Raw genomic sequence first — 26,095 nt, forward strand, 5'->3', positions numbered from 1 at the left:
AAACTTCCGTCAATAAAGGATGAGCGCAATGGGCTCAGTCGGCTTAATTTACGGTTTGCTGGTGGCACTGATCTGGGGAGCCCAACCTGTGGTCGCCAGCTTTGGCTACCGCGCTTCACTCGATATCTTTGACCTGACAGTATTGCGTTTTGCGGTCAGTGGGCTACTTATGCTGCCCTTCTTTATCAAGGCCGGCGCCAGGAATGCCGCTGGCACGGGCTGGCCCAGGGCTTTGGTCTTGCTATTGCTGGCCGGGCCTTTGTACAACATGGTACTGGTCGGTGGCCTGCACTGGGCGCCGGCTTCTCACAGTTCGTTGATCTACCCTGCTTTTACGCCCTTGTTCACGTCCCTGCTGGCAAAGCTGATGCTGGACAAACGTGATGGCATCCCCATGCTGGGCCTTGGCCTTTTGCTGGCTGGTGTGATCATCGTCAAGGCTGGCAGCATCCTGCAAGCACCATCAACTGCTTATACCGAGGCCTGGCGTGGTGACCTGCTGTTCATGCTGGCTGCGCTGATGTGGTCGTTTTATACGGTACTCATGCGACGCTGGAATACCAATCCCTTGGCAGTGGTCAGCGTAGTACAGGTGGGTGGATTGTTGTATGTGCCTGTGTATTTTTATTTTGCCGGTACCAGCCTGTTCCAGCTTGATGCCGGTGCAATTGCGGTGCAGGCGGTTTATCAGGGTCTGCTGGTCAGCGTGGTATCTGTGCTGCTGTTCAACCTGGCAGTAAAGCAACTGGGGGCCAAAGCATCAATGTTCACTGCGCTGATGCCTATCGTGGGGGTATCACTGGCCATTGCCGTACTGGGGGAAACGCTGACTTTATCCCTGTTACTTGGCGCAGTGTTAATATCTGGAGGATTGTTTTTGTCACTGAAGCCGGTTGGCAAGTGAAAACCCAGATTTTAAATCCCTGCATGGCGCAGCATCCTTAGAGGTAGTCGAATCGACATTCATACTGTTTTTATAGAAAGGCAAATTGCTGACCCACAAATTGCTAACAAAAATGAGCCCTGTCTTGATTGCGGCGCCTGCTGCGCCAGTTACCGGGTTTCATTTTATTCCGCCGAGGCGGATGTATATAGCATTGCCGATACCATGGTTCAGGCATTGACACCCGTATATTCTTGTTTGAGCGGCACCAATCAATCCAAACCGCATTGCCAGGCTCTGCTAGGTGAAGTGGGTAAAGTTGTGAAGTGCAGCATGTATAAGCAAAGGCCGTCTCCCTGCCGGGAAGTGCAGCCTGGTGATGACAAATGCCAGAATGCCCGCGCAAAACACGGTTTAGCCTCCCTGCAGGTTCTGGGGTCAGTGCCAATCAAGAAGGATTCAGACAAACTGGTCGCTTGAGTGTAGCATGTGCAGCCTGAAGAAATAAACCAGGAAAAGCTTTGACTAACGATAACGAATACACACCAGAAGATAACGCACCTCAGGAAGAGGACAACAAGGTCCGCGAGCCACGCCTGTGGCGCGACAAGGGCTGGACAGCCCAGGTCATCAAGAATGACGATGATGAAGGCTGGGCAGTTGCCATGATCAAGGATGGTGAGCCTGAACCTGCACTGGTTGGCCCGTGGACCATGGGGCGCGATAAAAAGAATCCCAAACCGCTGGACGCGAATGCCTTTGGCACATTGGTGAAAACTGCATCCGAGGTAATACGCCGCCATGAGCAGCAACTGCATGCGACACTGCACAAGAGCCTGATGGTGGCGACCGATGAAGCAGACTTCAAGATCATGCTAGACATCGTGCCGGATGAGGATGATCCCTATGCCTGGCTCAGTGCGCAAGATGCAGGCAATACTGAGCTGGCGAGAGTCAGGGTTGCCCCCAACTATAAATTGAACCAGCAAAATGCCAGGGCCTGGATAGCCGATGATTTTCGTCGTCCAGATTAAAATTCAATTTTCATCCACAGCGAAACCATGGGCTCACAAGCAAGCTTTGTAGAATTTATTCTTGACCAGTTAAGCAGTTGCGAAGACGTGGTCGCGAAAAAAATGTTTGGTGAATACGCGCTGTATATGTCGGGCAAGATGTTTGCGCTGATCTGTGATGATCAGCTCTTCATCAAGCCGACAGCGGCTGGGCAGCAACGCTTAACACAATTGCTAACGACAGTCACCGAAGCACCGCCCTACCCCCAGGCCAAGCCCTGGTACCTCATCGACAGTGAATTACTGGAAGACCGGGATCAGTTGGCCAACCTGGCTCGCATTACCGCAGATGCTTTGCCAGTGCCGGTCAAAAAAACCAGCAAAACCACTAAGAAGAGCCCGGCCTGAAACTGAACCAAGCCCCAAGCGGGGCTCATCATTTCATCATTTCATCGTCAGATACCGTGAACGTTGATGGAATTTATCCATCAACGCCACCGGTGCCTATCAATTAAAAGTTGTATTGCAAACCAGCCGACAAGTTACTGCCTGAGGTGCCGCTATTGGAGAAAGTGTGGGCATTGAATTTCTCGAATTCTGCGCGGACAGCGAGGTTAGGATTGATCTTGTAAGATACGCCCACACCAAGCAGGGCCTGGTTGCCGGTATTCGAAGCTGAATAAGATGGCAGGCCTGAAGTGTCGTAAGTAGTTTCCGCCTTCACGCGCGCAATCCCGAGTTTGGCAAACCCGGCAAAAGCCTCATTGAATTCATAGTTATACACGCCAGCCAGGCTGAAGCCGGTTTTCTTTTGTTCGCTATGGCCTAGCGGCACACCTGAATTGATAGAGGTCTTGCCACCAGAAAAATAACTGCTTTCCACTGCAAAATTCTTGTTGAAGTTATAGCCGCCGAACAGCTTGTAGCTGGTGGCCTTGGAATCGCAAGTTGTGGCGTAATTGCAGTAGCTGTTGTTATCGCTCTGGCCTACAGAAGCACCAAGATAAGTCTGGGCGGTAGCGAAAGAGCTGGCGAGCATACCTACAGCTGCACACGCGATGAGAGTAAGTTTTTTGATCAACATAAGTATCCTTTGTTCACTAGTTTGTATATCTGAACAGTGTCAGATAGCTGGCCTGAAGCATCAAAGCACATCGCCAAACAGGTATTTAGCTGTTTCGTTGCCCAGGAAGCAATTTAAGGGTATACAAAGGATTGCAAAATTTAAATCAAAAATGCCCAAGTACCGTTTTAATGACTCACTGGTATCACCAGACTAAACTCTGACTATGTGTATTGAAGGAGGAGTTTTAGCCCCAATCAGGGCGCTGGTCTTGAAATTTCCAGAGACAACATCAAATACTCAGGCACGAAGCTATTCACCGGAGAAAAGATGGCGTTTGACCCATTGAATCTGAAACAGGCATCATCTGCCTTTGAACAGAGTCTGAACCGTGTCATTGATGAACGGGTAGCACCATTGGTAGATAGGTCTATCCACCAGGTCAGTAATGAATTATCTGAAGTCATACGTCAGGCTGGCGAGCAGGTAGACAGGAATATCGCCCTGCTGTCTGATGAAATCCATAGCCAACGCAGCATGACCAAGGATGACATCAGGGAGCTGATTGATTATTCTACGGCGCAGATAGGTGCGGCGATAGACCAGCGCATACTGGCGATCAAACATGAAACCTCCACACTGATCAATGAAAAAGTGGATTTGCTCAAGTGTGAGCTCGAAGACGCTGCAGTTAATAGCCGCAAGACCATGTATGCGAATGTGGCCATCTCTATAGGTGCAGCCGTTTTGATGGCGCTGGTTGGTCTGGCGTATAAAAAAATATCGATGGGTGAACTGAATCTACTGAATGTATTCAGGGTGACCTTGCTGTCCTGTGCGACGTTTACTTTTGTCCTTTCCATGCTGAAGTTCATACAACGCTGGCGCAGCATGAAGCGCGTCAAGAAAGGTGTGGCGACAGTAGCCATAGGCTATCTCGGTATCTTGCGGCCAAACGGGGCGACTGGTTTGCTAGTGCTCAGCGTGTGCCTGATGGCGGGCTGGAGCTGGTTGTATCTGGGGAAAATCTGGTTCTAGAGTGTGTCAGGGATCACCTCAATGGCGCGATTTAGTCCCGATTCAGGCCGGGTTCGTCGAAACTTGCGACCCGGCAACAGGTTTTTAAAATTAGGCGTACAATTTAAAGCTTATTTGATTTGCTCATATCGATGAACTTTTTCTGTTGTGCAGCATCACAACATGAAGTTCGGCATTAACGATCTGCACTTCTTACCATTCCTGCTTTAAGTATCTTTAGCGCTGCCCAGGCGCTGACGCCCTGACCTATGCAAACCAAGAAATTCGATCCTGTCTTCAATTCCTATCTGATTTATATTGGTGTCGCCATTGCATCTGGCGGTGTTGCCTTATACACACCGATCATTGTCTCTGAAACGGGCAAGGCTTTCTCAGGGTTCTGGGCTGCATCGATTTTGTTTGGCCTGAACCTGGGCCGGGTGCTGGGCTCGTATATGGGCACCAGGTTTTCGCGCATGGCGAACCACCCGCTGGCGATCTCAGGCAATATCCTGCTCGAAGGCATCGCCCTGTATTTTATGGCTTATCTGAATCAGGCCTGGGCGCTGGCGCTGTTTGCCTTGCTGGCTGGCCTGGGTAGCGGCCTGTCCTTCCCCGGTTTGAAAAATTATTTATTGAAGCTCAAGGGTCTGGATCAGACTTCCATCTTCAGCAAACTGGCTTTCGCGATACGCATGGGCCTGGTTGGCGGCTACCTCACTGCAAGTTTTGTACCGCATGATCAGTTGAAGCTGGTGTTCCTGATCGTGCTGATCACCTTCATCGTATATGGGTTGTTTATGCTGATTGCCATGCGTGCCATCAGCGAGCATGAGCAAGAGAGTCTGGCGCTGGAACAAAAAGCTCTGGCAGATGAAGCCGCCAGTACAACTGCAGTAGCCGCTACTGAATCAGAAAAACCGGTAGAACTGCCGCTGATGTTTTATTTGTCGAATTCAGTATTCTGGTGTTTTGCCGTACAGCCCATGATAGGTTTCAGCCTGCATATTCCGAAGTTCACACCTGAGATACCGGTCTCCACACCTTTCTGGCTGGCGGCGCTGGTGATCATTTTTTTCCAGATACCGATCTCCAAACGTGCAGTGCGCACGCTGGACCATTTCCGTTTCCTGAAAATAGGCTATGCCTGCCTGTTTGTCAGTTTTGCCATCATGGTGGTGTTTACCCATAGCGCTGCTGCCGTCATTGTTTCTGCGATCCTGCTGTCTTTTGGCCAGGTATTTTATGGGCCTTCGCTGGATGTGCTGGTCGCACGCTTTGCCAACAAATCGGCGGCGGATACCGGCAGGCTGATGTCGCAGCAAATGTTTTACCAAAGCATGGGCACCATGGTCGGCAGCCTGGCGGGTGGCGCCTTGTTTGATTTTGCCCAGTTCCTGAAAATGCCAGGGGTCAACTGGTTCATGCTGGCATTGGCCAGCCTTGCCATGATGATGCTCAGCCAGAAAAAAATTCCCGCGCTTTATTACGACGCCGGTCAAAGGGTTCCTGGTACCAGCTAAGTCTGTACTTTATCGAAAGCCTGCAACTGCAGGCTTTTTTCATCATGCCATCACTGCTGACAGAAACTGACACTAGCACATCCTAAGATGTCTCTGCCTTGAACAACATATCAATGCAAACAACATCACCTCTAGGAGCAGATACCATGATGACACCAAGCTATGTTCTTTTATATGTCGATAGTCCAGAAGCCAGCGCAGGCTTTTACAGCAAGATACTGGGCCTGACGCCAGTAGAAGCATCCCCTACTTTTTACCTGTTCATACTGGACTCAGGCCACAAACTGGGTTTGTGGTCAAAGCACACGGTAGAACCGGGCGCTACCCACGCTGGCGGCAGTGAACTGGCTTTTGCAGTCGCTGACAATGCCACCGTCGATAGCACTCATGACACCTGGGCCAAGCGCGGTACAACGATAATCCAAAACCCTTGCAGCATGGATTTTGGTTATACCTTCGTTGCGCAAGACCCTGACGGTCACCGCCTGCGCGTTTTTGCGCCAGCCTGATCATGGCTGCCCAACAGTGCCGTAACTGGATCGCTGTTGCCTCTGCCGACCACGTGCTGCGTGGTCAGGCAGATGGCTACATGCAAGTCTGCCATGGCAAGGCAGCACCTTTGCGACGCCTGCAGGCGGGTGACAGGGTCGCATATTACTCACCAAGCCAGGTCTTTGGCAGCAAGATCAGATTGCAGACTTTCACTGCCATAGGCAGGGTCAGGCCGCGCGAAGCCTATCAGGCAGACATGGGAGATGATTTTCATCCATTCCGGCGTGACGTCATATGGACGCCATCACGACACGCCAGCATCCTGCCCTTGCTGCAGACACTGGAATTTTCTGCAGGAGTGAAGAATTGGGGTTATCAATTCCGCTTTGGCCTGTTTGCCGTCGGTGAACATGATATGCAGGTGATTGCTGCCGCCATGGGAGTCGCCAAAGATTTGTTCGATACTGATAATGATGGTGCAGAATCATATGCAGGTATGAATATAGAAACAAATGTAGAAGCAAATTTGCAACTCAAGCTGAGCTTAAGCTGATACTGTCTATGAAGCTGCACGAGTCAGGCGTTACAATGACGCCTGACCATACACCTGACATAGAGAAACAGTTTGCCAGCACAATTACAGTCCACTCCCCCTGATCACCCTGTGCGCCCGTGGGCAGCAGCCATGCTGCTCTTGCTCACCGTTGCCTGCATGCCGGGCTGTGACAGCAAGGATGGTGGTAAAGCCCTGCAACTGACAGACTGGCTCAGAGTAAGCAAGACGGCTGCTGAAACCCAGGCTGCTGGTACGTCACCTGCGTCGCCTGCGCCACCGTTGCAATATGCGATACGCAAGCCTCAGCGATTCTGGTTCATTGCCTACGATGACTGGCCGAACCTGGACTACGATATGGTCAACGTTATCGATGACAAGAATATCCTCGTCGCCAGGAGCAGCAAGTATGCAAAGACCCAGGCGACAAAAGACGGCAAGCCTGCAGACACACAGGTCAGGCTCCTTAACGTCCATGGCGGTGCTGAAATCTCTCTCTGCCCATCAGCAGAATTAATCAACGCGCCAGCGAACAGTGATTTTGCAGATTGCGTGGAAATCAGCAAGGCCAACAAATTGATCGTCAAGCGTGTCGATTTTCACGGCAAACAGCTACAAACCACCAGCATGGCTGCCAATGAATGGGACGACCTCATCACCCAAAAGAACGTGGCGTATTACGATGAACAGCAGCAAGCCTATGTGCTGGAGACAGGCAAAGACAATACTTATTGCCGCCTGATCGCGCCAGGCAAGGAAAAAAGCCTGAGCTTTACCTTGAATCTCATGGATACCAAAAGCAAGTGCGACGACTTGCCAACCTGGGCCGCCATCACCCGCAAAAAATTAAGCAAGGCACTGGGCTTTGGTGAGCTGGGCAAGCATGCTGCCATCTGGAAGAAACTGGAGACATCCTACCCTGGTTGGCTGCCTGCCAGGGCTGTCATCCAGGATGCCAGCGAAAAGAAACCGTCCGCGCCGCCTGCCAAATGAGCTTGATGTTAAACTACGTCAGTCGTCCCCTTACACGCATCCATGTTTGCTGCCTATGATAGTCAGAACCCTAGTCGTCATTTGCGCCATCATCTCGATTTATTTTGGCATCGATAATCTGCAAAAGCTCCAGACCATGCGGGTTCCTGTCAGTGAGTTTGAACAGGTCGATGGCAATCTTGTGCTGATGGTGCATGATGTCGATAATAATCCCGGCTATGTCGTCAATGGCAGTTTCAACAAGCAGTTATTGCAACTCACTTATAGCTACAACCTGAATGGTGTAGAAAGAACTACCGACACCATCTCCCCTATCTGCACCCGTTGCGAAGCTAAGCATGTGCTCAGAATGACGGGTTTAAAACCGGCAGAACTGGTCCCCGGTGTACAGCTCAAGGTCTATGTATCGTCAACTGACCCAAATAAAGCCTACCTGGCCTTGCCCACCTCTGGTGAACAACAGTCACAAATGTGGACGGTATTTTTATGGCTGATTTTTGCTCCTCTGATGTGCTTGCTATTTTACAAGCTGGAAGGCAGCGGTAAAAAGCCGGGAGAAGATGCTGTTAAAGCCTCAGATGCATCATCATCTGACATTCAATCAGACTGATCAGCAGCTTAAAATTTCTACCATCAAAAAATATCTGCTCAGTGCGCCAGCCCAGGCAATGCAGTAAAAGTAAATGAAGAATACGCCGCACGCTTACCAGACTATTGCCATACTGGCTGTCACGCAAATCCTGTCCTGGGGTTCACTGTATTACGCCATCGCCATTCTGGCACCGGAAATTCAGCGTGAGATGAATTGGCGCGCGGAACTGGTGTTCGCGGCTTTTTCATGGAGCCTGCTGGTGGCTGGCATGATCGCTACCTACATTGGTATTTTGCTCGACCGTCACGGCGGCAAGTTTGTCATGGGCATGGGTTCACTTATCTGCGGCACGGGACTGATCACGCTCAGTCAGGCGCAAAATCTGGCCATGTATTATTTTGCCTGGAGCATCCTGGGCATGGCCATGGCGATGACTTTATATGAAGCCGCTTTTGCTACCCTGACCCGGCAATTCAAGGAACACAGTCGCCAGGCTATTTCTACTCTCACCCTGTTTGGCGGGTTTGCCAGTACGGTATTCTGGCCACTGACCCAGCAATTGAACACGGTGATGGGTTGGCGTCATACTTATCTGGCCTATGGTCTGGCACAAATCTTTTTATGTCTGCCTTTGCATTTGCTGCTGAAAAAAACAATCAAAACACAAGACAGCGTTAAATCAGCAATAACACAAAAGAAGAATTTCAGCCTGCAAGAGGCCCTGCGCCATCCAACGTTCTGGAAACTGGCTTTCGCTTTCGCGGCGAACAGCTTTGTTTTTTCCGCCTTGTCGGTACACCTGATTCCCGTTCTCAAGGAAATGCATCATCCAGCCACGCTGGCGGTGTTGATGGCCGCCATGATAGGCCCCATGCAAGTGCTAGGTCGGGTAGGTGAAATGACGATAGCCAGAAATGCCATGCCACAAACCGTAGGCAAATTCACCTTTGCTGCCCTGCCCGCCGCCTTGCTGGTTCTGATCTTCATGGGCACACATGCCTGGGCAGTTGCGCTGTTTTGCATACTCTACGGCCTCAGCAATGGCATATTGACCATCGTACGCGGCACCATACCGCAAACCCTGTTTGGTACAGAAAACTATGGCGCTATCTCTGGAGCCATGTCTGGCCCCGCGCTGTTTTCAAAAGCGGCCGGGCCTTTGCTGATAGCCAGTCTGGTCCATCACACCACATCGCCCTACCCTATCCTGGCTTGCCTGCTACTGTTCTCACTGGCGTCGTTGACGTTTTACTTTGCTGCCCTGCGTAGTGCGCAACATTAAGGCGCATCTATTTTGGGATCATTGTCGTAGGCAGTATATTTCCTGGCGTCGCCCTTCACTTGTTCCACTGGATATTTGATGGCGTTCAGGACGATTTTTTCCATACTGGCTGCAAACAAATCAACGTGTAATGCATCGGCCAGCATGACCAGGTAATTCAGCACGTCGGCCATTTCATGACGGATGGCTGTTTTAGCCTGCTCATCCAGTTCATCTGCCTTACCAGTTGGTAGCCATTGAAAAATCTCCAATAACTCTGCCGCCTCAACTGTCAGCGCACTGGCCAGGTTTTTAGGTGTGTGAAACTGTGCCCAGTCACGCTCGGCAACGAACTGACGCAAACGGTCACGGATATCTGTATATTGAACTTCAGGTACTGGCGTAGTCTGGGACATAATGAATTGAAAAAAGAGGGTCTGTTTTAAATTAGCCCAAGTGGCCTTCCACAACTGCGGACGGTATTGTACATGGCTAAAGCAGCCATATACCTTTCGCCTTCTTTATAAGCAGACTCCCCTTCAATTCACAAAGATCAATTCTCCAGAAAACGTTGTGCATCCAGCGCTGCCATGCAACCTGTACCAGCACTGGTAATTGCCTGGCGATAAATATGATCCTGTACGTCACCGGCAGCAAACACGCCCGGTACATTGGTGGCTGTTGCCATGCCCTCAGTACCGGTACGGGTTTTGATATAGCCATTCTTCATGTCAAGCTGACCATCAAAAATGCTGGTATTTGGTTTGTGGCCAATCGCGATGAAAACGCCATGCAGGGTGATAGGGGTAACTGTTCCATCCGCAGCCTTGACATTGATGCCAGTCACACCAGAGTCATCACCGATGACTTCATCCAGCGTATGGTTCCATTTGACTTCGATCTTGCCTTCAGCCACCTTGGCCATCAGACGGTCAATCAAGATTGCCTCTGCACGGAACTTGTCGCGACGGTGGATGACGGTGACCTTGCTGGCGATATTCGACAAATACAGGGCTTCTTCAACAGCAGTATTGCCGCCGCCAACGACAGCCACTTCCTTGCCGCGATAAAAGAAACCATCGCAAGTTGCACAGGCAGACACGCCTTTGCCCATGAAAGCCTGTTCAGATGGCAGACCCAGGTATTGGGCAGATGCGCCAGTAGCAATGATCAGGGAGTCGCAAGTGTATTGTGCCTGGTCGCCGATCAGGCGTATCGGTTTTTCATCAAGCTTGGCGGTGTGGATGTAATCAAAAATGATTTCGGTATTAAAGCGTTCTGCATGCTGCAAAAAGCGCTGCATCAGTTCTGGTCCTTGCACGCCCATAGGGTCGGCTGGCCAGTTCTCTACATCGGTGGTGGTCATCAACTGGCCGCCTTGTTCTACACCGGTGATCAGTACAGGTTTCAGATTGGCGCGGGCAGCATACACAGCTGCGGAATAACCTGCGGGGCCAGAGCCAAGAATTAATACGCGGGCATGTTTGGGTGTGGACATAGCAGTGATTAGAATAGTATGAATTACAATGCAAAATGACGTGACAGGTGAGCGATGAAACGCTCAGGTTCGAGGTAGCCTATGATGCGGCTGTCTGGCACTTCTTTGCCATTACGGTCAAACAGGATAATGCCTGGCGGACCAAACAGGGAGAAACGTTTCATCAGGGCTTTTTGCATATCGCTGTTGGCGGTTACATCCACTTGCAACAAGCGCAGTTGTTTGAGCTGGGCGCTGACCTTGGGTTCTGAAAAAGTAAACCTCTCCATCTCCTTGCAGGACACGCACCAGTCCGCATAAAAATCCAGCAACATTGGAGCGTCTGCATTCGCCAGAGTGGCTTCAAGCTCAGCTACGCTTTGTATGCGTGTGAATTTATTGTCGCTATGGTTTTTTGCGTCGCCAGCGGCCAATTGTCCGCCGCTATTCTCTGTAACGCGCAAATGTGCCAAAGGTTGCAAGGCATCTTTACCATTGCTGGCGGCACCTATCAATTCAAACATCCCCACCAGCATGAAGGTGATACCCAGGGCCCGGGCAAGGTAAAGACGCAATTTAGCTCCTGCTGGTACAGGATCAAACACATGCAGGAAGACCGCGCAGAGTATGGCGTAAGCGCCCCAGACAGCCATCATGACAGTAACAGGGAATACCGGCGACACCATCCAGATGGCGACAGCAATCAACAGCAGGCCAAACAGTTTCTTGACATGGTTCATCCAGGCACCAGCTCGCGGCAGCAGGCTACCAGCAGAGATACCCGTCAACAGCAAAGGCACGCTCATGCCTGCTGCCATGGAAAACAGCGCCCAGGCACCGATCATGACATTGCGGGTCTGGCTGATGTACAACAAGGCACCGGCCAGCGGGCCAGCCACACAAGGGCCGACGATCAGAGCTGACAAAGCCCCCATGATGAATACGCCAATAAATTTACCACCACTGATGTTGCCACTGGTCTGGCTCAGGCGGCTTTGCAGAGCGCCCGGCAATTGCAATTGATAGACATCAAACATGGACAAGGCAAGTCCAACCAGCAAGGCACCAAACGTCAGTAAGACCCAGGGTTTTTGCAAGGCTCCGGCCAAGCCTTCACCAGCCAGTCCTGCTGCGACGCCCAGCAAGGTATAAATCATGGCCATGCCCAGACAATACGACAGAGCCAGCATGAAGCCGCGACCACGCGATACATTGCCCTCACCCACGATGATGGATGACAGGATAGGCACCATGGGCAATACGCATGGAGTAAAAGACAGCAGCAAACCAAATACCAGGAAGGCCAGGCCTATGCGCCACAGGCTGCCACTTTGCAATGTGCGTTGTGCCAGCGAGCTGTCATCTTCTGCATGCACGGCATCTTTGGCAGCGACAGGCGCAGGTGGCGTAGCTGTGGTGGTGGCGACTTGCGTGAGCTGGTCTGCTGGCACAATACTCAACTTGCCAGGTACAGAGGTATCCACCTTGTAATGCTGTTCTGCAGGCGGATAACACAGCCCTGCATCGGCACAGCCCTGATAGCCTACCTTCAAAGTGAAGACCTTGTCCGCTTTGGTGACGGGCAATTCCACCACGAGTTTATCGTTATAGGTTTCAACTTCCTTGTTGAATGTAGTATCGAATTTGCGTATGCCATCCGGCAAGCGAGGTTCGGCAAGAATGATACCCTGCTCTAGCGCATTGAAGCTCAGGCGCTCTTTGTACAGATGATAATCCTTGGCGATGGCCCATGAGAGTACCAGGGTTTTCGCCCCACTGACATCGCGCAACTCTGCCTGCAACTGGAATGCACGTTCCGGCTCCAGAAAATCATCGGCATGGGCAAGCGGATGCAATAGAGTTGCTATCAACATTAGCAACGACACCGGCAATAGCGACAACAGCCGCAAGGCAGAAAATAATTTATAAAAATACTGCTTCATATGAACTCCTGTTTTTTTAGCAGCAAGACTGCTACCACTGCTTGCTGATACCCAGTTGTATGCTTTGCGCCTTCAGCGCTGCAAGACCCGGACTACCTTTGTGGAATAGTCGCCAGCTACCGCGCTGCTCATAATTTTCCAGCTTGATATCTACGGTCCAGTCACTGGTCAATTGCTTGCTGAGCTTGAAGCCAAAAGTCAATGCGCCAAAACCCGACAAGCGCTGGTCAGCAGAAGTAAGCTGGGTAGAAGCGAACTGATATCCAGGCGGGAAAGGTGCATCGAGTTGCGCATCATAGACAGGGTCAAAATAGAAACTGGCCGCACTTTGGCTATACACACGTAGCGATGGTGTGATTGTCCAGCCTTGAGAAAATGGCTGTACATATTCTGCCGTCAGGGTATGTGCTTTGACATCGTAAGTGTCGCTGTAATAGCGATAGCTGAAGCGGCCTGTGCCACCCGTGCCCAGGAAGTGGTGGTTCCAGCGAGCTAACAGGGTAGTCTGGTTACGCTCCCTAGGCCTGCGATCCAGCGCCTTGTAAGGGTCAGAGAAATATCCCTCACCCCTGCTATGACTGAGGGTCAATTGGGCGATATCTTCGGCAGTCAATATCTGCGTGACACCTGCCATGATGCTGATCGTCTTTTTAGTCTCGTTCTTGACGATCAGGTTGGTAGGATTGATGCGGTCATGGCTACCACCCAGGCCAACAGTCCAGGTGGTATTTTTATCTTCTGAAGAAAAATTCCCGGTTGCAGACAAGGCACGTGACTCGTAATCATGCTCAGTTGAATATGCGGTACCGACTGTCAGGCTGGCACGCGGGAAGTAACGGGTAAACGCCACATCACCGGCAGTGCGCTGGTCATTCATGCGCGATGCGCCTGAGATCGCGGTATGGTAGCGCGGCGAAGCGCCAGATACGTCGTCCGAAGTCAGGGTGGCATCGAGTGACCAGTCTGCCCCTAGAGGAGTAATCAGTGACAGTGAAGGCGAGTTTGCTGTAATGCGTTTCAGACCCGCCTGCTTTTCTTCATAGTTCAGATACTTGAGGCTGAGGCTGGCATGCTCGGGCGGCGTCTCGGCCTTGACGACACCCGGCAATAGCAAGGCGGCAGTCAGCAAGGCTGCACCTATGGTTTGCATGTCAGTTGAAGCAGGCAAGGTTTCAGATACGGTAGAGGCAATACGGGGAACTGAATTTTTTTCAATAATTTTAGTCATGTCGAAATTCTCTGATTAATTGCAACCACAACCGCCGCCACCCACACCGGCACCACCAGACGCTGATTCACGGCTGGTGTAGATGTGTTCGCCATAACGGGATTCCAGCCTGTCATTTTCAAATGTCATGGCTGTTTTCGCCAGATTGCCTTTTTCCCAGGGCTGCACGGGTTTGATCGTGCCGCAAGCAGACAACGCCAATACAGCGCTGGTTATCAATAACATCGTCGTGGTTTTCTTTACTATGACCTTCATTTGATTGCTCCCAATGAGGATTTTATTTTCTCTTCCAGCGCCGCCCTGTCTGCTTCCTTGAAACCGGCATGCTCAAAGATGATTTTTCCATCCGGGCCTATCAGCACGCTACTCGGCATGCCTTTCACGCCATAGCTGCGGGGAGTAGCACCAACCGGATCAAACGCAACCAAAAAGCGGGCTGGCGTGGTAGTCAAAAATTGGCGGGCATCTTCATTTTTTTGATCGAGATTGACGCCGATGATTTGCAAACCCTGTGCACCGTATTTCGATTGCAGCTCATTCATCCATGGGAAAGACTGGCGGCAGGGGCCGCACCACGAAGCCCAAAAATCCAGATACACCAACTTGCCCTGATACTTGGCCAGATTAATATTGCCTTCCACACCCTTGAGATCAAATGCCGGGGCGGTGCTACCTTTATCCAGTGCCATTGCTGAGGTTGCCATGAGCAGTGCAGCAATGCCCAGTGCAAAGCGTCTTTTGTATATATTCATAGAGAATTTCATATTTCTGACCCTATCGTTTTCATGTTCTTAAACCTGAAAGCCGGACCGCAGCCCGGCTTTACTGATTAATCCTGTACCCTGGCCTGACGCGCCTGTTTCACCTGTTTCCTGCGCCAGATGATGACTACCACAGCGAGCATGACGAGAACCGGCAGCATGGGATCATTGCCATCACGGGCAACTGAACAACCACCGCCGCCTTCATTTCTTGGCGCATTGGCTGTCACAGTTGGTGTGGTCGCATTCACGGCTGTGCCTGAGAAAGCAATGTTCCAGGTCGTACTGGTGTCTGAAGAACTGATGACGACACTGCCATTATTAGTACCTGCATTTGTTGGGGTATAACTGACCACCAGTTCGCATGAGGTATTTGCCTGCAGGCTGAACGGGAAGCGTGGGCAGGATGAGCTATCTACCACAGCTGCATAGGCACCACTGAACGCAGCATTCGTCAGCGCAATCGCAGCGCTGCCCGGGTTAGTCAGCGTGAAGCGTTTCACCAGACTGGCACTACCTATCGTGGCAGAACCAAAGTCAAAGGATTGCGGGTTGATATTCAGCGTAACATTCTTGACAGGGATGGCTACACCAATGCCCGTCAGCCCCACACTCAGTTGCGCACCACCATCAGTCACTACCAGGACGTTTGCAGTTTTACTACCTGCGCTGCCAGGCTTGAAGCTGGTATCGATGGTGCAGCTTGCTGCCGGGCTCAGCGTGGCATTTGTGCTGCAAGTACCAGCCAATATAAAGTCATTGAGCTGGCTGCCATTCAAGACCAGGCTGGTGATTTTCAATGCTGCAGTGCCGGTATTACTCAGCGTGGTCGTATGCTTGTCAGAAATGGTGCCAACCTGGGTGTCACTGAATTGTACTGTGCCGATATCTGACAAGACCGGTTTGGCAACCGCCTGTTTGGTCGCAGTGCCGGTAATAGCTACCTGCAAAGGTGCAGCATTGGATGTCACAGCCAGGCTGGCGCTGACATCGCCCTCGACCGCTGGCGTGAATACCACAGGTACATTGCAGCTCGCGCCAACTGCGAGGCTGCTGCCACAAGTACTACCTGCACCGAGCGCAATTGCAGATGCACCGCTGATTTTGATTGATGTGAAAGTCAGTGCGACATTACCGGTGTTGGATAAACTGATTTGCTGTGTCAATGGTGAAGCAGCTACCGTCTGGGCTCCAAACGCTAACACACTGGGTGTTGCGGTAATGGCCGGTGAAGCTGCCGCAGCACTGCCCGCGAGGCTCACGACGGCATTGCCGTTCGAGGCATTGCTGGCAATATTCAATGCTGCCGCAAAAGCACCTGCAATGGCTGGTGTTGCCTGTAAAGTGATGGTGCACTGGCCACCTGCGGCAACCGCAGTCTGCGTACTACAGGTGCCGCCAAGGACAAAGATACCTGCATTGGCGCCACTCAAGGCAATGGAACTGAAATTCAGGGTTGCCTGGCCGCTATTGCTGATGGTAACAGTCTGCAGAGCGGACGCAGCATTCACCAGCAACGTACCAAAGTTCAGACTGCTGGCTGACACTGTGAGGCCAGCCTGGGCAGCGGCATTACCGGTGCCGCTCAGCGTAACCAGACTGACACCGCCGGTCGCATTGTGGTTGATACTGATGCTGGTCGTACGGCTACCCTGCGCGGTCGGTTTAAACGTAGATAACACAGTGCAACTGGCACTTGGCGCCAGTGAAGTACCACCTGCGCAGCTACCACCAGCAAGAATAAAATCGCTGGCTGATCCGCCTGTCAGCGCAATCGAAGTGATATTCAAAGCTGCCGATCCGGTATTGCTGAGAGTAGCACTCAATGCCGTGCTGGTCTGGCCTACCGTGGTTCCGGTAAATACCAGACTGGCAGGTGAAACTGTGGCTATCGGCCCGGCTACGACGCTGGGGTTACCGATGAATGCAGCAAGGTCAGCGATTTCATCTGCGGTGAATTTATTTCTGTATAAATTCCCCATACCACCTTTATTCTGGGCAAAGGCATTGCTGATTTCCGTTGGATTATTCGCTCCACGCAAAATACCGTTGACGTTATTGGCCGGAGTGGCTCCATGGCAGGCGGTGCAACTGGTACCACCGCCGGTTGGGCCATTCAGGTACAGGCTTTTGCCATTCAGGGCATCTGCTGCATGAGCTGCTGACATGCCCGCAATTAAGTCAGCAATTAACACGGCCCCCAGCACAACACCCTGTAAACTGAGCTGCCGTAGCGAGCGCGTAAAACGAAAATGCAAGTTCATCATAGTTCCCTTCAATGATTAAATTTTTTACTGCATGCAAACACCAAGAGCCATTCCATTGAATACGGCATGGGTCAGTGCGCATAGTCGCCAGTCACGCGTCGCCTGGTACAACATCGCAAGCAGCAAGCCCGGTAAAAAAACTGCCGACACTACTGTCCAGCCTGATGCTAGATGCAAGCCGCTGAACGCCGTTGCAGACAGCAACACCGGCATCAACCTTGTATGACTACCTGGCTCATAAAACCGCTCTATCAGGTATTGCTGCAAACCTGCACGCACGACCAACTCTTCCAGAACCGGTGCCAGCAGCAATAGCCGCAACAGGGTTGCCATGTCCACTGACCACAAGTGATTTCCACACATTGCTTGCTGAACAAAAAGAGGAGAGATAAGGTTCATCGATAAGCAATGCGGGTGAATTAAAAGAGATTTTCTTCACCTGAAAAAAATAGACCTCTTCGTTTGTTTCAAGCGGTTAATGCGCGAATCATTGAAATTGGTTCAAAGAAAAATTAAATATTTTTTGACGCAAGAAAAAAACATCAGCAATTTGTGAATTTGCAGACGATTTTTTGATGACAGATTGAAGAGAAAAATACGAAGGAAAAAGATAAAAAATATCATCATGGCGATGCGCTACAATCATTTGCGAACACTTGCATTGAGCAAGATGTGGCAGATGACTGGACGACCAGGAAGCACTGCCATTTAAACAACAAGCCCTCATCAGGCTGATGCTAAATATTTTTTACGCCGACATGAACCTTTTCCACCTGAGCAGGTATTAACAGCTAATCGAGGAGAGTGCAGGCATGTTTGAGAATTGGGGATGGCGAGGTAAAACTGACAAGAAACGTCCAGATACCCCGGAAGCGCAGGAAGTTGAATTGATCACTTTGATTGCAAACGCCGATCGCCAGGCGTTTGAGGCCTTGTATCGTCTGTACTTTGGCAGGCTGGCCAGGTTTCTGGACAAAATGACACGTGATACGCATCTGATAGAAGAAATAGTCAACGATACAATGCTGGTCGTCTGGCAAAAAGCGCCCAGCTTTAACCATACTTCCCGCGTATCCACGTGGGTATTTGCGATCGCCTATCGCCAGGCCTTGAAAGCCATCAACAGTTTTGATGAAGCAGTCGAATCCGATTTTGAGCATCATGCAGCAGAGACCAGATACGAGCCAGAACAACAAATGTCAGCCCAGCAGCTTGATGCCGACCTGAGCCGCGCCCTGCGTGCCCTGCCCATGGAGCAACGCGTAGTCGTCAGCCTCACTTACTATCATGAGATGGGATACAAGGAAATCGCTGAAACCATGGAATGCCCGGTCAATACCGTCAAGACCCGGATGTTCCACGCCAGACAGCGTTTGAGATTCATGCTTTCCGACAGCATGGAGGAAATATTATGAACACGAAAACAAACCTGCTTCATCCGCATGATGAAGCTGCCCATAGTCAGGTGCAGGACTTGCTGCCCTGGTATGCCAACAATACCCTGCAAGCTGATGAACAGCAGTTGGTGCGAGCGCATTTGCAAACCTGCACTGCATGTCAGGATGATCTGCAATCGCAACTAGAACTAAAACTGAAACTGAAGGCTGGTGAACTGGCGGCAAGTACCGTTCCCAATGTAGATAGAGCCCTCGCCCGTCTTTTACCAAAGCTGGATGTGCAAGTACCAGCAGCCAAAGTTAAAAATACCAATAACTTCTTGGCAGGTTTGCGGACGCTGTTTACTGCGGATGGCAAGGCTCCTGCGCGTTGGGGAATGGCAGTCATGGCAGCACAAACTGCTGTCATTGTCGGACTGGTCGCGTTTATGGCACTGCCCGGACAGGACGACAGCAGTTATCGCGTACTCGGCAACGGTGAGCGTTCTTCCGGTAATATTGTGGTTGTATTCAAACCTGAAACCACAGTCAAAGATATACAACGCATCATGTCCATCAACGACGCCCGCATCATCGATGGCCCGACCGTCACCAATGCCTACCTGCTCAATGTCGACGATGCCAGGCTGGAGCAAAGCATCAGGGAACTGCGCTCTGAGGCGGGGATAGAGCTGGTTGAATCCCTGGGTTCGGGAGCTTCAAAATGAAAACGCGTTGGAATATAAACTGGACCAATAGCCTGAGTAAATTTGGCCTTTGCCTTTTTCTCGCTTTGACAGCAGTAGCAGGCACCAAGCCAGCCAGCGCAGGCACTGTCGTCGAGCAGGAACAGAACACAGCAAAAGAACCTGAAGCCAAACGCCGGATACTGGTCATGCTGCACTTGCCTGCGCCGCACTTTCGCCCGGATGTCAGTTATAGCGGCGGTTACAGCAATGATGTCAGCCGCACCGCGCGCCGCCGCATAGCTGAAGAACTGGCACGTGCCCATGGCCTGAAACTGCTGGAAGACTGGCCCATGCCAGTGCTGAATGTGGATTGCTTTGTCATGGAAGAAAGCGACGCCATCTCTGAAGAACAGACCATCGCCAGCCTGAGCAAGGATGCCCGCGTGGCCTGGGTGCAGACCATCAACACCTTTGATGCACAAGCAAAAAGTGACCCACTATTCCCGGTCCAGCCTGCCAATAAATACTGGCAGCTTGATGAGATACGCAAGATTGCAACTGGCCGCAATGTGGTAGTTGCTGTCATCGACAGTGGCGTAGAAATCAAGCACCCTGATCTGGCCGGGCAAATCTCGCTGAATCAAAACTTCATTGATGGTAATCCTTATGTCGGTGAAAACCATGGCACAGGGGTGGCTGGCGTTATCGCGGCGCGGGCTGGCAATGGTGTCGGTATAGAGGGCATCGCACCGAATACCCATGTCATGGCCCTGAGAGCCTGCTGGCAAGAGCCAGAAAATAAAACCAGGTGCAATAGCTTTACCTTGGGCAAGGCACTTAATTTCGCCCTGACGCAAGGTGTACAAGTAATCAACATGAGTTTGTCTGGCCCAGCTGACCGCCTGCTGAAACAATTGCTCGATGCTGCCATTTCACGCAATATCAAAATCGTCGGCGCCATGGACCCCAACCGTGCAGATGGCGGCTTCCCGGCTTCACATCCCGGTGTGTTTGCGGTGGCAGACAGCAAAACCAGATTGCTGGCGAATGACATACTGGTTGCGCCAGGACGTGATATTCCTACGACGGCACCGGGGGCACGCTGGAGCTTTGTTTCTGGTTCATCGTACTCGGCTGCACATATCTCGGGCATGATGGCCTTGCTCAGTGAACTGAAGCCATCAGCCAGCCTTGCACAAATACGTGCTGACCTGGTGGTTAATCCGGTGAGCCAGGGTGATGCCAATATCAGTGGACAAGTCAACCTGTGCGCCACCCTCAGCAGGCTGACGAATAAATGTGCCTGCTCCTGCCATTTGACGCCATCTTCAGCAACGGCAGCACATCAACCCTAGCAGACATACGATATATCCCATGTATCTTCATTAAGGAATGGTATTGCTTAAATTTTGCGTGATCCTGGTCTTTTCCATGTTTGCTGTTGCTGGCAAGGCATGCGCACAAGTCAGTGGCAGTATCACGCTTGCTTCCGACTATAGTTACCGCGGTATTTCGCTGAGTAATGAGCAGCCAGTGGCGCAATTAAACCTGGTCTATGATGCGCCAGACGGCTGGTATGCGGGTGCTTTCGGCTCAAAAGTTAAATTGAACGGGAATAGCAGCGACGGTGAACAAATCTTGCTGTATTCGGGATTTTCTCAACGGCTGCGCAGCGGTTTGATCTGGGAGTCTGGTGCTATAGCGGCACTTGTCCCCAAATCTACCGACCTCAATTACGGTGAGGTGTTTACCGGTCTGATGTTCGACAATCTCAGCGCAAGAATTTATTACTCTCCCAATTACGTAGGCCTCAATGCCAAAAGTCTGTATCTGGAAGCCAATGCAGACTACCCGTTGCAAGAGCGTCTGGATCTGTTTTCTCACATAGGCTGGCTGGTTTATCCAGACGGTAAAGTCGGGCTGATCAACCGCAACCGCGTGGATGTGCGCATAGGCGTAGGCAGCAATTTCTCTTCCTGGAAGTTACAACTGGCTTACGGCATCACCAGACCACAGCAAAGTTACAGCACAGGAAAGTACCAGAGCAATTCCCGCAACAGCCTGGTATTCAGCGCCAGCTATTTATTCTGACAGATTTGCCTCATTTGTCGCGTTTGCCGTATTTCCTACTAAGTAAAGCAAGCTGGCCCATACTTTCAGCGTCCCTTGATTTTTCTTCAATACAGCAATATTTCACCAGCAGATATTGCGATGCAAAAATAATGCTTACAAATTAAGCAGGCTAGCGCTAAAATGCGTTATTAACAAATAATGCTGCATTGCGCCATTTTTTAAGGCCATTTAAAACAGAATATCGTTTTAAAGACTTTTAGCTTATTGCTGCCTCATCCCCCACTCTGGAGAGTTTCATGTCTTTGCTTACTGAACAATTATCATCTGCTGCCCAGAACCAATTGGCGAAACAAATTGCTGTTTTCCAGGCCTGGTCACAACTGGCCTTTGGCGGTCTGGAAAAGCTGATCGCCCTGAATTTTAATACTGCCAAACAGTCACTGGAAAATGCGAATAGCGTAACCCATGATTTGCTTGCTGCCACACAAGCACAAGAATTGCTGCACTTGGGCCGCTCGCAGGCTCAGCCACAATTTGAAAAAATCCTGTCCTATGGCCGCGAACTGGCCGCCATCAGCATCGATACCCGCACTGAATTGTGGCAAATCGTCAGCAAGCAAAGTACTGCTGAGATAGTTGCTACAGTTGCCGTTGCTACGCCAGCGCTTAAAGCCGCGCCTGCCGAAGTTACAAAACCAGTCGTTACAAAACCAGTAGTCACAAAACCAGTCGTTACAAAACCAGCGGTCAAAAAACTCGCTGCCAAACCTATTGCAGCGACCAAGCAACTGACCTTGCTGGCTGAGCCAGAAGTCAAACCGGCAAAAGCACCTGCCAAGCCGAAAGCTGTTGCCAAGGTCGCAGAAAAGCCAGTAGCCAAAGTCGCGGCCAAAGCACCTGCGGCGAAAGCAGAAGTAAAACCGGCTGTAGCGAAACCATCTGAAGTCAAGCCAGAAACGGCCAAACCAGTAGTGGCAAAATCAAGCAAAGCAGCCAAAACTGAAGCTGCAAAAAAACCTTTGAAAACCAGCACAACAACAGTTGAAGCTGCACCAGCTCCCGTTCCAGTCGTCACGCCGGCAGAACCATTGCCAGCAGCAACGACATCTACCATAGAAAAAACTTTGGACAAGAAAACTACCCCGGCTAAAAAGCCAGCAGCAAAAACTGAGGCGACAGAAACTACCGCAGCAACTAAAGCCGCAACTAAAGCAGATAGCAAACCTGCAGACAGCAAACCTGCCGCCAGTACTGAGAAAAAATCTGCTGTGAAATTTCCATTTCCAGCCACGCCAAATTTGAAGAAAGCACCTGGCTTTCCAGCCAATAACGGTAAGCCAGCCTACAAGGCAAAATCCAGCGCCGCCACTGGTGCGAAGAAGCCAGTTCGCCAATAATCAGAGCAGGCAATAAAATAAGCCGCAGTGCTGATCAGCTTTGATCGGCATTGCGGCTTTATCACATCTGCTGACTGTCTCTAAGCCCTATTCATCCTGACGGCTGCCCTTGCGATAATCAGAAGGACTGCTACCGGTCCAATGTTTGAATGCGCGGCAAAAACCAGTGGCATCAAAAAAACCAAGATCAAAAGCGAGCGCTGCTACTCCCACGTTTGAATTTGTCAGTCTGTGGACGGCAATATCGCGTCGCAGCCCGTCTTTCACCGCCTGGAAATGTGTTCCTTCTTCTGCAAACCGACGGTTCAATGTGCGCACGGAAGTGTGCAATGCCTTTGCGAGATCCTGTATTGTCACTGGCTGGGCAATATGCTGTTCAAGATACTCGCGCGTTTTGGCCGCCACCGAAGCACGATGAAATGCACTGAAGGTCCAGTCTTCCGGCGCACGTTTCAGGAATGCCCATAGCTCGTGCTTCTCGCGTTTGAATAACTCTGCACAATCCTGGTAAGAAAAATAAATGCTCGTCATGCCAGCATCGAAGCTCACCTCGCCGGGATACAGGAAGGCATAGTCATCCACATGCCTGGGCCTGGCGAAGCTGAACTCGACACGGTGCAGGTTGATCTCCCTGCCCAGCAGCCAGGATGCGATGCCATGTATCAGTTTCATCATCAACTCATGCCCGAGTGGCGTGACCTGCGTACCAGGTGTTCTTTCTACCAGAGCCAGCCTTACCAGATTATTTTTGGTTGAAATCTGCAGCCGGTAATCGTCCAGCAGCAAATTCCAGAAGCGGACAAAACGATTCAATGCGACCAGCACGGTTGGCGCGTCCAGCAGGCTGAGCATCAGGTATTTCAGCGTGCCGGTTCGGATGGGCCGCGACCACAGCCCCAGCATCTCATCATCCAGTGTCGCCGCGACTGTCCTGTATAGCGCGACGTACTGTTGACGCGTCAGCCGCGCATCAGGCTGCTGCAGCAGAGACTGAGGGATAGCCGCGCTCGCCAGCACCTGCGCTGCCACTTTTTCTCCATGGTGGGTGCGCACGAAGTGCAGCATGCCATGCAGGAAATGGGCTGAAACAGTAACAGTGCTTTGCCAGGATAGCGTCATAGTCCTTTTATTATGGCGCATTTTGCATATTCATTGGCGTGATGTGTCAATTTTTCTTTCGCCATCAATCTATACTAGGCTCTGATTTCTACGACACCTGATGTGTGCCTTAGCCGCTGCATGGCGTATTTTGCTTATCGTAATCTGCGCATTTTCATTGATCAAAACAGGAGCATGATGTGAATACAAGACGAATCGTAGTGACAGGCATGGGTATAGTGTCGCCGCTAGGCTGTGGCGTCGAAGCTGTATGGCAGCGCCTCTTGAACGGCCATTCAGGATTGGCTTTACTGCCTGAAGAAGTCACTGAAGGGATCGCAGCTAAAGTTGCTGGCGTCGTACCCGATTTGTCACCAGACCGCCCATGGGGATTTGACCCCGCCCTCTCCGTGGAACCCAAGGACCACAAGAAAATGGACAGATTCAGCCTGTTTGCCCTGGCCGCAGCGCAGGAGGCCTTGAACCAGGCGCGCTGGCAGCCGGGCACTGACAGCGAACGTGAAAGAACGGCCACCATCGTCGGCTCAGGCGTGGGTGGGTTCGGCGCTATTGTTGATGCCGTGAGAACCACTGATGGTCGTGGGCCAAAACGGCTTTCGCCTTTTACCGTCCCGAGTTTTCTGGCCAATATGGCAGCCGGGCACATTTCCATACGCCATGGCTTTCGCGGTCCGCTAGGTGCACCTGTCACCGCATGCGCCGCCAGCGCGCAGGCGATTGGCGACGCAGCGCGCTTGATACGTGCAGGTGAAGCCGATATTGCCTTGTGTGGCGGGGCCGAGGCCTGTATAGATCGCGTCAGCTTTGGCGCATTCGCTGCCGCAAGAACCATGTCCACCAGCTTCAATGAGCATCCCACGCAGGCATCGCGGCCCTTTGATATCGAGCGTGATGGCTTTGTCATGGGAGAAGGCGCTGGCATGCTGGTCATTGAAGAACTCGAACATGCATTGCGCCGTGGCGCCACGCCAATCGCCGAGCTGCTGGGCTATGGCACCAGCGCTGACGCGTATCACATGACTTCTCCGCCCGCTGACGGCGACGGTGGCCGACGCGCCATGGAACTAGCGATACGGCAAGCCGGGCTAGTGCCCGGACAGATAGGGCATTTGAACGCCCACGCAACATCAACACCAGTCGGCGACATCAGTGAGCTGGCTGCCATCAGAGCGATATTCGGAACAGGCCGCGGCCCCGCAGTATCTGCCACAAAATCCTCGACAGGACATTTGCTCGGGGCAGCTGGTGGTGTGGAAGCGATCTTCACAGTGCTTGCCTTACGTGACCAGATGGCACCTCCGACACTAAACCTCGCACAGCCAGATCCGGCAGCGGATGATATAGACATAGTTACCGGAACGGCCCGCAAAATAGCTACGGACTATGCCATCTCCAATGGCTTCGGTTTTGGTGGCGTCAATGCCAGTCTGGTATTTCGTCGATTTTGATTTTTATGAAGAGTTGAAAGAAGAATTGAAATGCAGGCATACATGAAAAATGTATCTCTAAAGCAAAAATTATACTTTTTCCCCGTCATTTAGCTCTGAAATTGCCTTGCAGTGTCATTTGATCGCTTAGAATGAATCAAACATCTGGCGATAATAAAATGAATCTTTACCAGTTAGCGGGCGTGTTGTGCATAGTGGGTACCTTTACGATGAGTCAAAGTGTATATGCACAAGAACCCATCACAGTTGCCTGGCGTATAAAGCCGCCACATCAATACCTGGAAAATGGCGTAGAAAAAGGCGTATTGCTTGAGCGGGCCAAACAGGTCTTCAGTAACGCGCAAATTCCGCACCGCTTTGTCGAAGAACCGGCAAAACGTATCTGGAGTAATTTTTCTGCTGGCACCAAGAATTATTGCTCATTTGGCTGGTACCGTATTCCGGAGAGAGAAACCCTGGTGCAGTTTTCCGAAGTCTTTCATACTGACCCGCCGCATACCCTGCTGGTCAGCCCGGCTGCGGCCAAACAAGTGACCGCACATCGCACACTGAAATCACTGATGTCTGACCCCAGCCTGACGCTGGGTATCGTTGATGCAGTGTCATATGGCCCTGAACTGGATGCCATGTTCACGACCACTAAAAACAAGGTCGAACGCAGCACTACCTTGCCCATGATCATGGCACGCATGGTAGCAGCCAACCGCGCATCCTATATGCTGATAGACAGGGAAGACTGGGAATACCTGAAAGATAAGGAAGAAAGCCTGAGCCAGACCACGCAAATGGATTTACAAGGCATGCCTGCAGGCTTGAACCGTTACATCGTGTGCAGCAAGGATGTCAGTGCAGAGCAAATGCGCAAGATCAATACGGCTTTACTCAAGATTTATCCGGTAAGGAAATGAAGTTTGATGAGCTAAGCTG

The 26,095-nt window shown here is 51.3% G+C and carries 28 protein-coding genes; 18 read left to right on the forward strand and 10 right to left on the reverse strand.

Annotated elements, in window-relative coordinates; translation table 11 throughout:
• Positions 1-28: 28 nt before the first annotated feature.
• The 4 genes from ACO0LL_RS24685 to ACO0LL_RS24700 all read left to right on the forward strand — a co-directional run bounded on the left by ACO0LL_RS24685 (position 29) and on the right by ACO0LL_RS24700 (position 2,304).
• Entirely contained in the window at positions 29-904 is an 876-nt protein-coding gene (locus ACO0LL_RS24685; protein ID WP_422953464.1) for a DMT family transporter, read from the forward strand.
• A 99-nt stretch (positions 905-1,003) separates the two neighbouring features.
• The gene (locus ACO0LL_RS24690; protein ID WP_422953519.1) at positions 1,004-1,363 is read left to right on the forward strand and encodes a YkgJ family cysteine cluster protein; all 360 of its coding nucleotides are present in this window, start codon (positions 1,004-1,006) and stop codon (positions 1,361-1,363) included.
• Between the two features lie 41 nt (positions 1,364-1,404).
• The gene (locus ACO0LL_RS24695; protein ID WP_422953465.1) at positions 1,405-1,917 is read left to right on the forward strand and encodes a hypothetical protein; all 513 of its coding nucleotides are present in this window, start codon (positions 1,405-1,407) and stop codon (positions 1,915-1,917) included.
• Positions 1,918-1,944: 27 nt separating this feature from the next.
• Positions 1,945-2,304 carry a TfoX/Sxy family protein gene (locus tag ACO0LL_RS24700; protein WP_422953466.1) on the forward strand — a complete coding sequence of 120 codons (360 nt, stop codon included), beginning with the start codon at positions 1,945-1,947 and terminating at the stop codon, positions 2,302-2,304.
• Positions 2,305-2,407: 103 nt separating this feature from the next.
• Here ACO0LL_RS24700 and ACO0LL_RS24705 read toward each other — a convergent pair whose 3' ends face one another.
• On the reverse strand, positions 2,408-2,980 hold the full coding sequence (locus ACO0LL_RS24705; RefSeq protein ID WP_422953467.1) for an outer membrane beta-barrel protein: 573 nt from the start codon (positions 2,978-2,980) through the stop codon (positions 2,408-2,410).
• A gap of 309 nt (positions 2,981-3,289) precedes the next feature.
• Here ACO0LL_RS24705 and ACO0LL_RS24710 point away from each other — a divergent pair, with 309 nt between their 5' ends.
• The 7 genes from ACO0LL_RS24710 (at position 3,290) to ACO0LL_RS24740 (ending at position 9,411) form a co-directional block, all read left to right on the forward strand.
• The gene (locus tag ACO0LL_RS24710) at positions 3,290-3,997 is read left to right on the forward strand and encodes a hypothetical protein (protein WP_422953468.1); all 708 of its coding nucleotides are present in this window, start codon (positions 3,290-3,292) and stop codon (positions 3,995-3,997) included.
• Positions 3,998-4,245: 248 nt separating this feature from the next.
• Positions 4,246-5,499, forward strand: coding sequence for an MFS transporter (locus ACO0LL_RS24715; RefSeq protein WP_422953469.1), 1,254 nt, complete (start codon positions 4,246-4,248; stop codon positions 5,497-5,499).
• A 146-nt stretch (positions 5,500-5,645) separates the two neighbouring features.
• On the forward strand, positions 5,646-6,008 hold the full coding sequence (locus ACO0LL_RS24720; RefSeq protein WP_422953470.1) for a VOC family protein: 363 nt from the start codon (positions 5,646-5,648) through the stop codon (positions 6,006-6,008).
• 2 nt (positions 6,009-6,010) lie between these two features.
• Positions 6,011-6,544, forward strand: a complete 534-nt coding sequence (locus ACO0LL_RS24725; RefSeq protein WP_422953471.1) for an EVE domain-containing protein — start codon at positions 6,011-6,013, stop codon at positions 6,542-6,544.
• 72 nt (positions 6,545-6,616) lie between these two features.
• A complete protein-coding gene (locus ACO0LL_RS24730; protein WP_422953472.1) occupies positions 6,617-7,537 on the forward strand; it encodes a hypothetical protein in 921 nt (306 codons plus the stop codon).
• Between the two features lie 55 nt (positions 7,538-7,592).
• Positions 7,593-8,147: a hypothetical protein gene (locus ACO0LL_RS24735; protein WP_422953473.1), complete on the forward strand. Its 555-nt coding sequence runs from the start codon at positions 7,593-7,595 to the stop codon at positions 8,145-8,147.
• Between the two features lie 73 nt (positions 8,148-8,220).
• Positions 8,221-9,411, forward strand: coding sequence for an MFS transporter (locus tag ACO0LL_RS24740; protein WP_422953474.1), 1,191 nt, complete (start codon positions 8,221-8,223; stop codon positions 9,409-9,411).
• Here the strand turns inward: ACO0LL_RS24740 and ACO0LL_RS24745 are convergent.
• The 8 genes from ACO0LL_RS24745 to mrtJ all read right to left on the reverse strand — a co-directional run bounded on the left by ACO0LL_RS24745 (position 9,408) and on the right by mrtJ (position 17,405).
• On the reverse strand, positions 9,408-9,806 hold the full coding sequence (locus tag ACO0LL_RS24745) for a nucleotide pyrophosphohydrolase (protein ID WP_422953475.1): 399 nt from the start codon (positions 9,804-9,806) through the stop codon (positions 9,408-9,410). The genes ACO0LL_RS24740 and ACO0LL_RS24745 overlap by 4 nt on opposite strands.
• 137 nt (positions 9,807-9,943) lie before the next feature.
• On the reverse strand, positions 9,944-10,888 hold the full coding sequence (gene trxB / locus ACO0LL_RS24750) for a thioredoxin-disulfide reductase (RefSeq protein WP_422953476.1): 945 nt from the start codon (positions 10,886-10,888) through the stop codon (positions 9,944-9,946).
• Between the two features lie 23 nt (positions 10,889-10,911).
• Positions 10,912-12,810, reverse strand: a complete 1,899-nt coding sequence (gene dsbD, locus ACO0LL_RS24755) for a protein-disulfide reductase DsbD (RefSeq protein WP_422953477.1) — start codon at positions 12,808-12,810, stop codon at positions 10,912-10,914.
• Between the two features lie 31 nt (positions 12,811-12,841).
• The gene (locus ACO0LL_RS24760; RefSeq protein WP_422953478.1) at positions 12,842-14,038 is read right to left on the reverse strand and encodes a DUF3570 domain-containing protein; all 1,197 of its coding nucleotides are present in this window, start codon (positions 14,036-14,038) and stop codon (positions 12,842-12,844) included.
• 15 nt (positions 14,039-14,053) lie between these two features.
• Complete coding sequence (locus ACO0LL_RS24765; RefSeq protein ID WP_422953479.1) at positions 14,054-14,293, reverse strand: DUF4266 domain-containing protein; 240 nt, start codon at positions 14,291-14,293, stop codon at positions 14,054-14,056.
• Positions 14,290-14,790, reverse strand: coding sequence for a TlpA family protein disulfide reductase (locus ACO0LL_RS24770; protein WP_422953480.1), 501 nt, complete (start codon positions 14,788-14,790; stop codon positions 14,290-14,292). The genes ACO0LL_RS24765 and ACO0LL_RS24770 overlap by 4 nt, the downstream gene beginning before the upstream one ends.
• Before the next feature lie 77 nt (positions 14,791-14,867).
• Positions 14,868-17,063: a choice-of-anchor D domain-containing protein gene (locus ACO0LL_RS24775; protein WP_422953481.1), complete on the reverse strand. Its 2,196-nt coding sequence runs from the start codon at positions 17,061-17,063 to the stop codon at positions 14,868-14,870.
• Positions 17,064-17,090: 27 nt separating this feature from the next.
• Entirely contained in the window at positions 17,091-17,405 is a 315-nt protein-coding gene (mrtJ, locus tag ACO0LL_RS24780) for a JDVT-CTERM system glutamic-type intramembrane protease MrtJ (protein WP_422953520.1), read from the reverse strand.
• Between the two features lie 473 nt (positions 17,406-17,878).
• Between mrtJ and ACO0LL_RS24785 the strand changes: the two genes are divergently transcribed.
• The 5 genes from ACO0LL_RS24785 (at position 17,879) to phaP (ending at position 22,601) form a co-directional block, all read left to right on the forward strand.
• Positions 17,879-18,481 carry an RNA polymerase sigma factor gene (locus ACO0LL_RS24785; RefSeq protein ID WP_162059579.1) on the forward strand — a complete coding sequence of 201 codons (603 nt, stop codon included), beginning with the start codon at positions 17,879-17,881 and terminating at the stop codon, positions 18,479-18,481.
• Positions 18,478-19,170, forward strand: a complete 693-nt coding sequence (locus ACO0LL_RS24790; RefSeq protein WP_422953482.1) for a zf-HC2 domain-containing protein — start codon at positions 18,478-18,480, stop codon at positions 19,168-19,170. The genes ACO0LL_RS24785 and ACO0LL_RS24790 overlap by 4 nt, the downstream gene beginning before the upstream one ends.
• The gene (locus tag ACO0LL_RS24795) at positions 19,167-20,486 is read left to right on the forward strand and encodes a S8 family peptidase (protein ID WP_422953483.1); all 1,320 of its coding nucleotides are present in this window, start codon (positions 19,167-19,169) and stop codon (positions 20,484-20,486) included. Before ACO0LL_RS24790 ends, ACO0LL_RS24795 begins: the two co-directional genes overlap by 4 nt.
• A 43-nt stretch (positions 20,487-20,529) precedes the next feature.
• Positions 20,530-21,222: a TorF family putative porin gene (locus ACO0LL_RS24800; protein WP_422953484.1), complete on the forward strand. Its 693-nt coding sequence runs from the start codon at positions 20,530-20,532 to the stop codon at positions 21,220-21,222.
• Between the two features lie 278 nt (positions 21,223-21,500).
• Positions 21,501-22,601, forward strand: a complete 1,101-nt coding sequence (gene phaP / locus ACO0LL_RS24805) for a TIGR01841 family phasin (protein ID WP_422953485.1) — start codon at positions 21,501-21,503, stop codon at positions 22,599-22,601.
• 87 nt (positions 22,602-22,688) lie between these two features.
• On the opposite strand, the gene ACO0LL_RS24810 is transcribed toward phaP, so the two are convergent.
• Positions 22,689-23,741, reverse strand: coding sequence for an AraC family transcriptional regulator ligand-binding domain-containing protein (locus ACO0LL_RS24810; protein ID WP_422953486.1), 1,053 nt, complete (start codon positions 23,739-23,741; stop codon positions 22,689-22,691).
• A gap of 158 nt (positions 23,742-23,899) precedes the next feature.
• Between ACO0LL_RS24810 and fabF the strand changes: the two genes are divergently transcribed.
• Both fabF and ACO0LL_RS24820 read left to right on the forward strand, forming a co-directional pair.
• Positions 23,900-25,168 (forward strand): beta-ketoacyl-ACP synthase II, encoded by a 1,269-nt coding sequence (gene fabF / locus ACO0LL_RS24815; protein ID WP_422953487.1) that lies wholly within the window; start codon positions 23,900-23,902, stop codon positions 25,166-25,168.
• 209 nt (positions 25,169-25,377) lie between these two features.
• Positions 25,378-26,076 carry a hypothetical protein gene (locus tag ACO0LL_RS24820; RefSeq protein ID WP_422953488.1) on the forward strand — a complete coding sequence of 233 codons (699 nt, stop codon included), beginning with the start codon at positions 25,378-25,380 and terminating at the stop codon, positions 26,074-26,076.
• The last annotated feature ends 19 nt before the right edge of the window (positions 26,077-26,095 follow it).

The sequence above is a fragment of the Undibacterium sp. TC4M20W genome, from assembly GCF_049340245.1.
Classification (GTDB): domain Bacteria; phylum Pseudomonadota; class Gammaproteobacteria; order Burkholderiales; family Burkholderiaceae_D; genus Undibacterium.

What these genes read in the sequence shown, in the direction of transcription:
- ACO0LL_RS24760 (WP_422953478.1), bottom strand. Translation starts at nt 14,038, where the DNA reads ATGACTAAAATTATTGAAAAAAATTCAGTTCCCCGTATTGCCTCTACC.
- ACO0LL_RS24705 (WP_422953467.1), bottom strand. Translation starts at nt 2,980, where the DNA reads ATGTTGATCAAAAAACTTACTCTCATCGCGTGTGCAGCTGTAGGTATG.
- trxB (WP_422953476.1), bottom strand. Translation starts at nt 10,888, where the DNA reads ATGTCCACACCCAAACATGCCCGCGTATTAATTCTTGGCTCTGGCCCC.
- ACO0LL_RS24745 (WP_422953475.1), bottom strand. Translation starts at nt 9,806, where the DNA reads ATGTCCCAGACTACGCCAGTACCTGAAGTTCAATATACAGATATCCGT.
- ACO0LL_RS24710 (WP_422953468.1), top strand. Translation starts at nt 3,290, where the DNA reads ATGGCGTTTGACCCATTGAATCTGAAACAGGCATCATCTGCCTTTGAA.
- ACO0LL_RS24775 (WP_422953481.1), bottom strand. Translation starts at nt 17,063, where the DNA reads ATGAACTTGCATTTTCGTTTTACGCGCTCGCTACGGCAGCTCAGTTTA.
- ACO0LL_RS24700 (WP_422953466.1), top strand. Translation starts at nt 1,945, where the DNA reads ATGGGCTCACAAGCAAGCTTTGTAGAATTTATTCTTGACCAGTTAAGC.
- ACO0LL_RS24785 (WP_162059579.1), top strand. Translation starts at nt 17,879, where the DNA reads ATGTTTGAGAATTGGGGATGGCGAGGTAAAACTGACAAGAAACGTCCA.
- ACO0LL_RS24715 (WP_422953469.1), top strand. Translation starts at nt 4,246, where the DNA reads ATGCAAACCAAGAAATTCGATCCTGTCTTCAATTCCTATCTGATTTAT.
- ACO0LL_RS24720 (WP_422953470.1), top strand. Translation starts at nt 5,646, where the DNA reads ATGATGACACCAAGCTATGTTCTTTTATATGTCGATAGTCCAGAAGCC.
- ACO0LL_RS24740 (WP_422953474.1), top strand. Translation starts at nt 8,221, where the DNA reads ATGAAGAATACGCCGCACGCTTACCAGACTATTGCCATACTGGCTGTC.
- ACO0LL_RS24725 (WP_422953471.1), top strand. Translation starts at nt 6,011, where the DNA reads ATGGCTGCCCAACAGTGCCGTAACTGGATCGCTGTTGCCTCTGCCGAC.
- ACO0LL_RS24735 (WP_422953473.1), top strand. Translation starts at nt 7,593, where the DNA reads ATGATAGTCAGAACCCTAGTCGTCATTTGCGCCATCATCTCGATTTAT.
- phaP (WP_422953485.1), top strand. Translation starts at nt 21,501, where the DNA reads ATGTCTTTGCTTACTGAACAATTATCATCTGCTGCCCAGAACCAATTG.
- ACO0LL_RS24765 (WP_422953479.1), bottom strand. Translation starts at nt 14,293, where the DNA reads ATGAAGGTCATAGTAAAGAAAACCACGACGATGTTATTGATAACCAGC.
- ACO0LL_RS24790 (WP_422953482.1), top strand. Translation starts at nt 18,478, where the DNA reads ATGAACACGAAAACAAACCTGCTTCATCCGCATGATGAAGCTGCCCAT.
- ACO0LL_RS24685 (WP_422953464.1), top strand. Translation starts at nt 29, where the DNA reads ATGGGCTCAGTCGGCTTAATTTACGGTTTGCTGGTGGCACTGATCTGG.
- ACO0LL_RS24810 (WP_422953486.1), bottom strand. Translation starts at nt 23,741, where the DNA reads ATGCGCCATAATAAAAGGACTATGACGCTATCCTGGCAAAGCACTGTT.
- dsbD (WP_422953477.1), bottom strand. Translation starts at nt 12,810, where the DNA reads ATGAAGCAGTATTTTTATAAATTATTTTCTGCCTTGCGGCTGTTGTCG.
- ACO0LL_RS24795 (WP_422953483.1), top strand. Translation starts at nt 19,167, where the DNA reads ATGAAAACGCGTTGGAATATAAACTGGACCAATAGCCTGAGTAAATTT.
- ACO0LL_RS24820 (WP_422953488.1), top strand. Translation starts at nt 25,378, where the DNA reads ATGAGTCAAAGTGTATATGCACAAGAACCCATCACAGTTGCCTGGCGT.
- ACO0LL_RS24770 (WP_422953480.1), bottom strand. Translation starts at nt 14,790, where the DNA reads ATGAATATATACAAAAGACGCTTTGCACTGGGCATTGCTGCACTGCTC.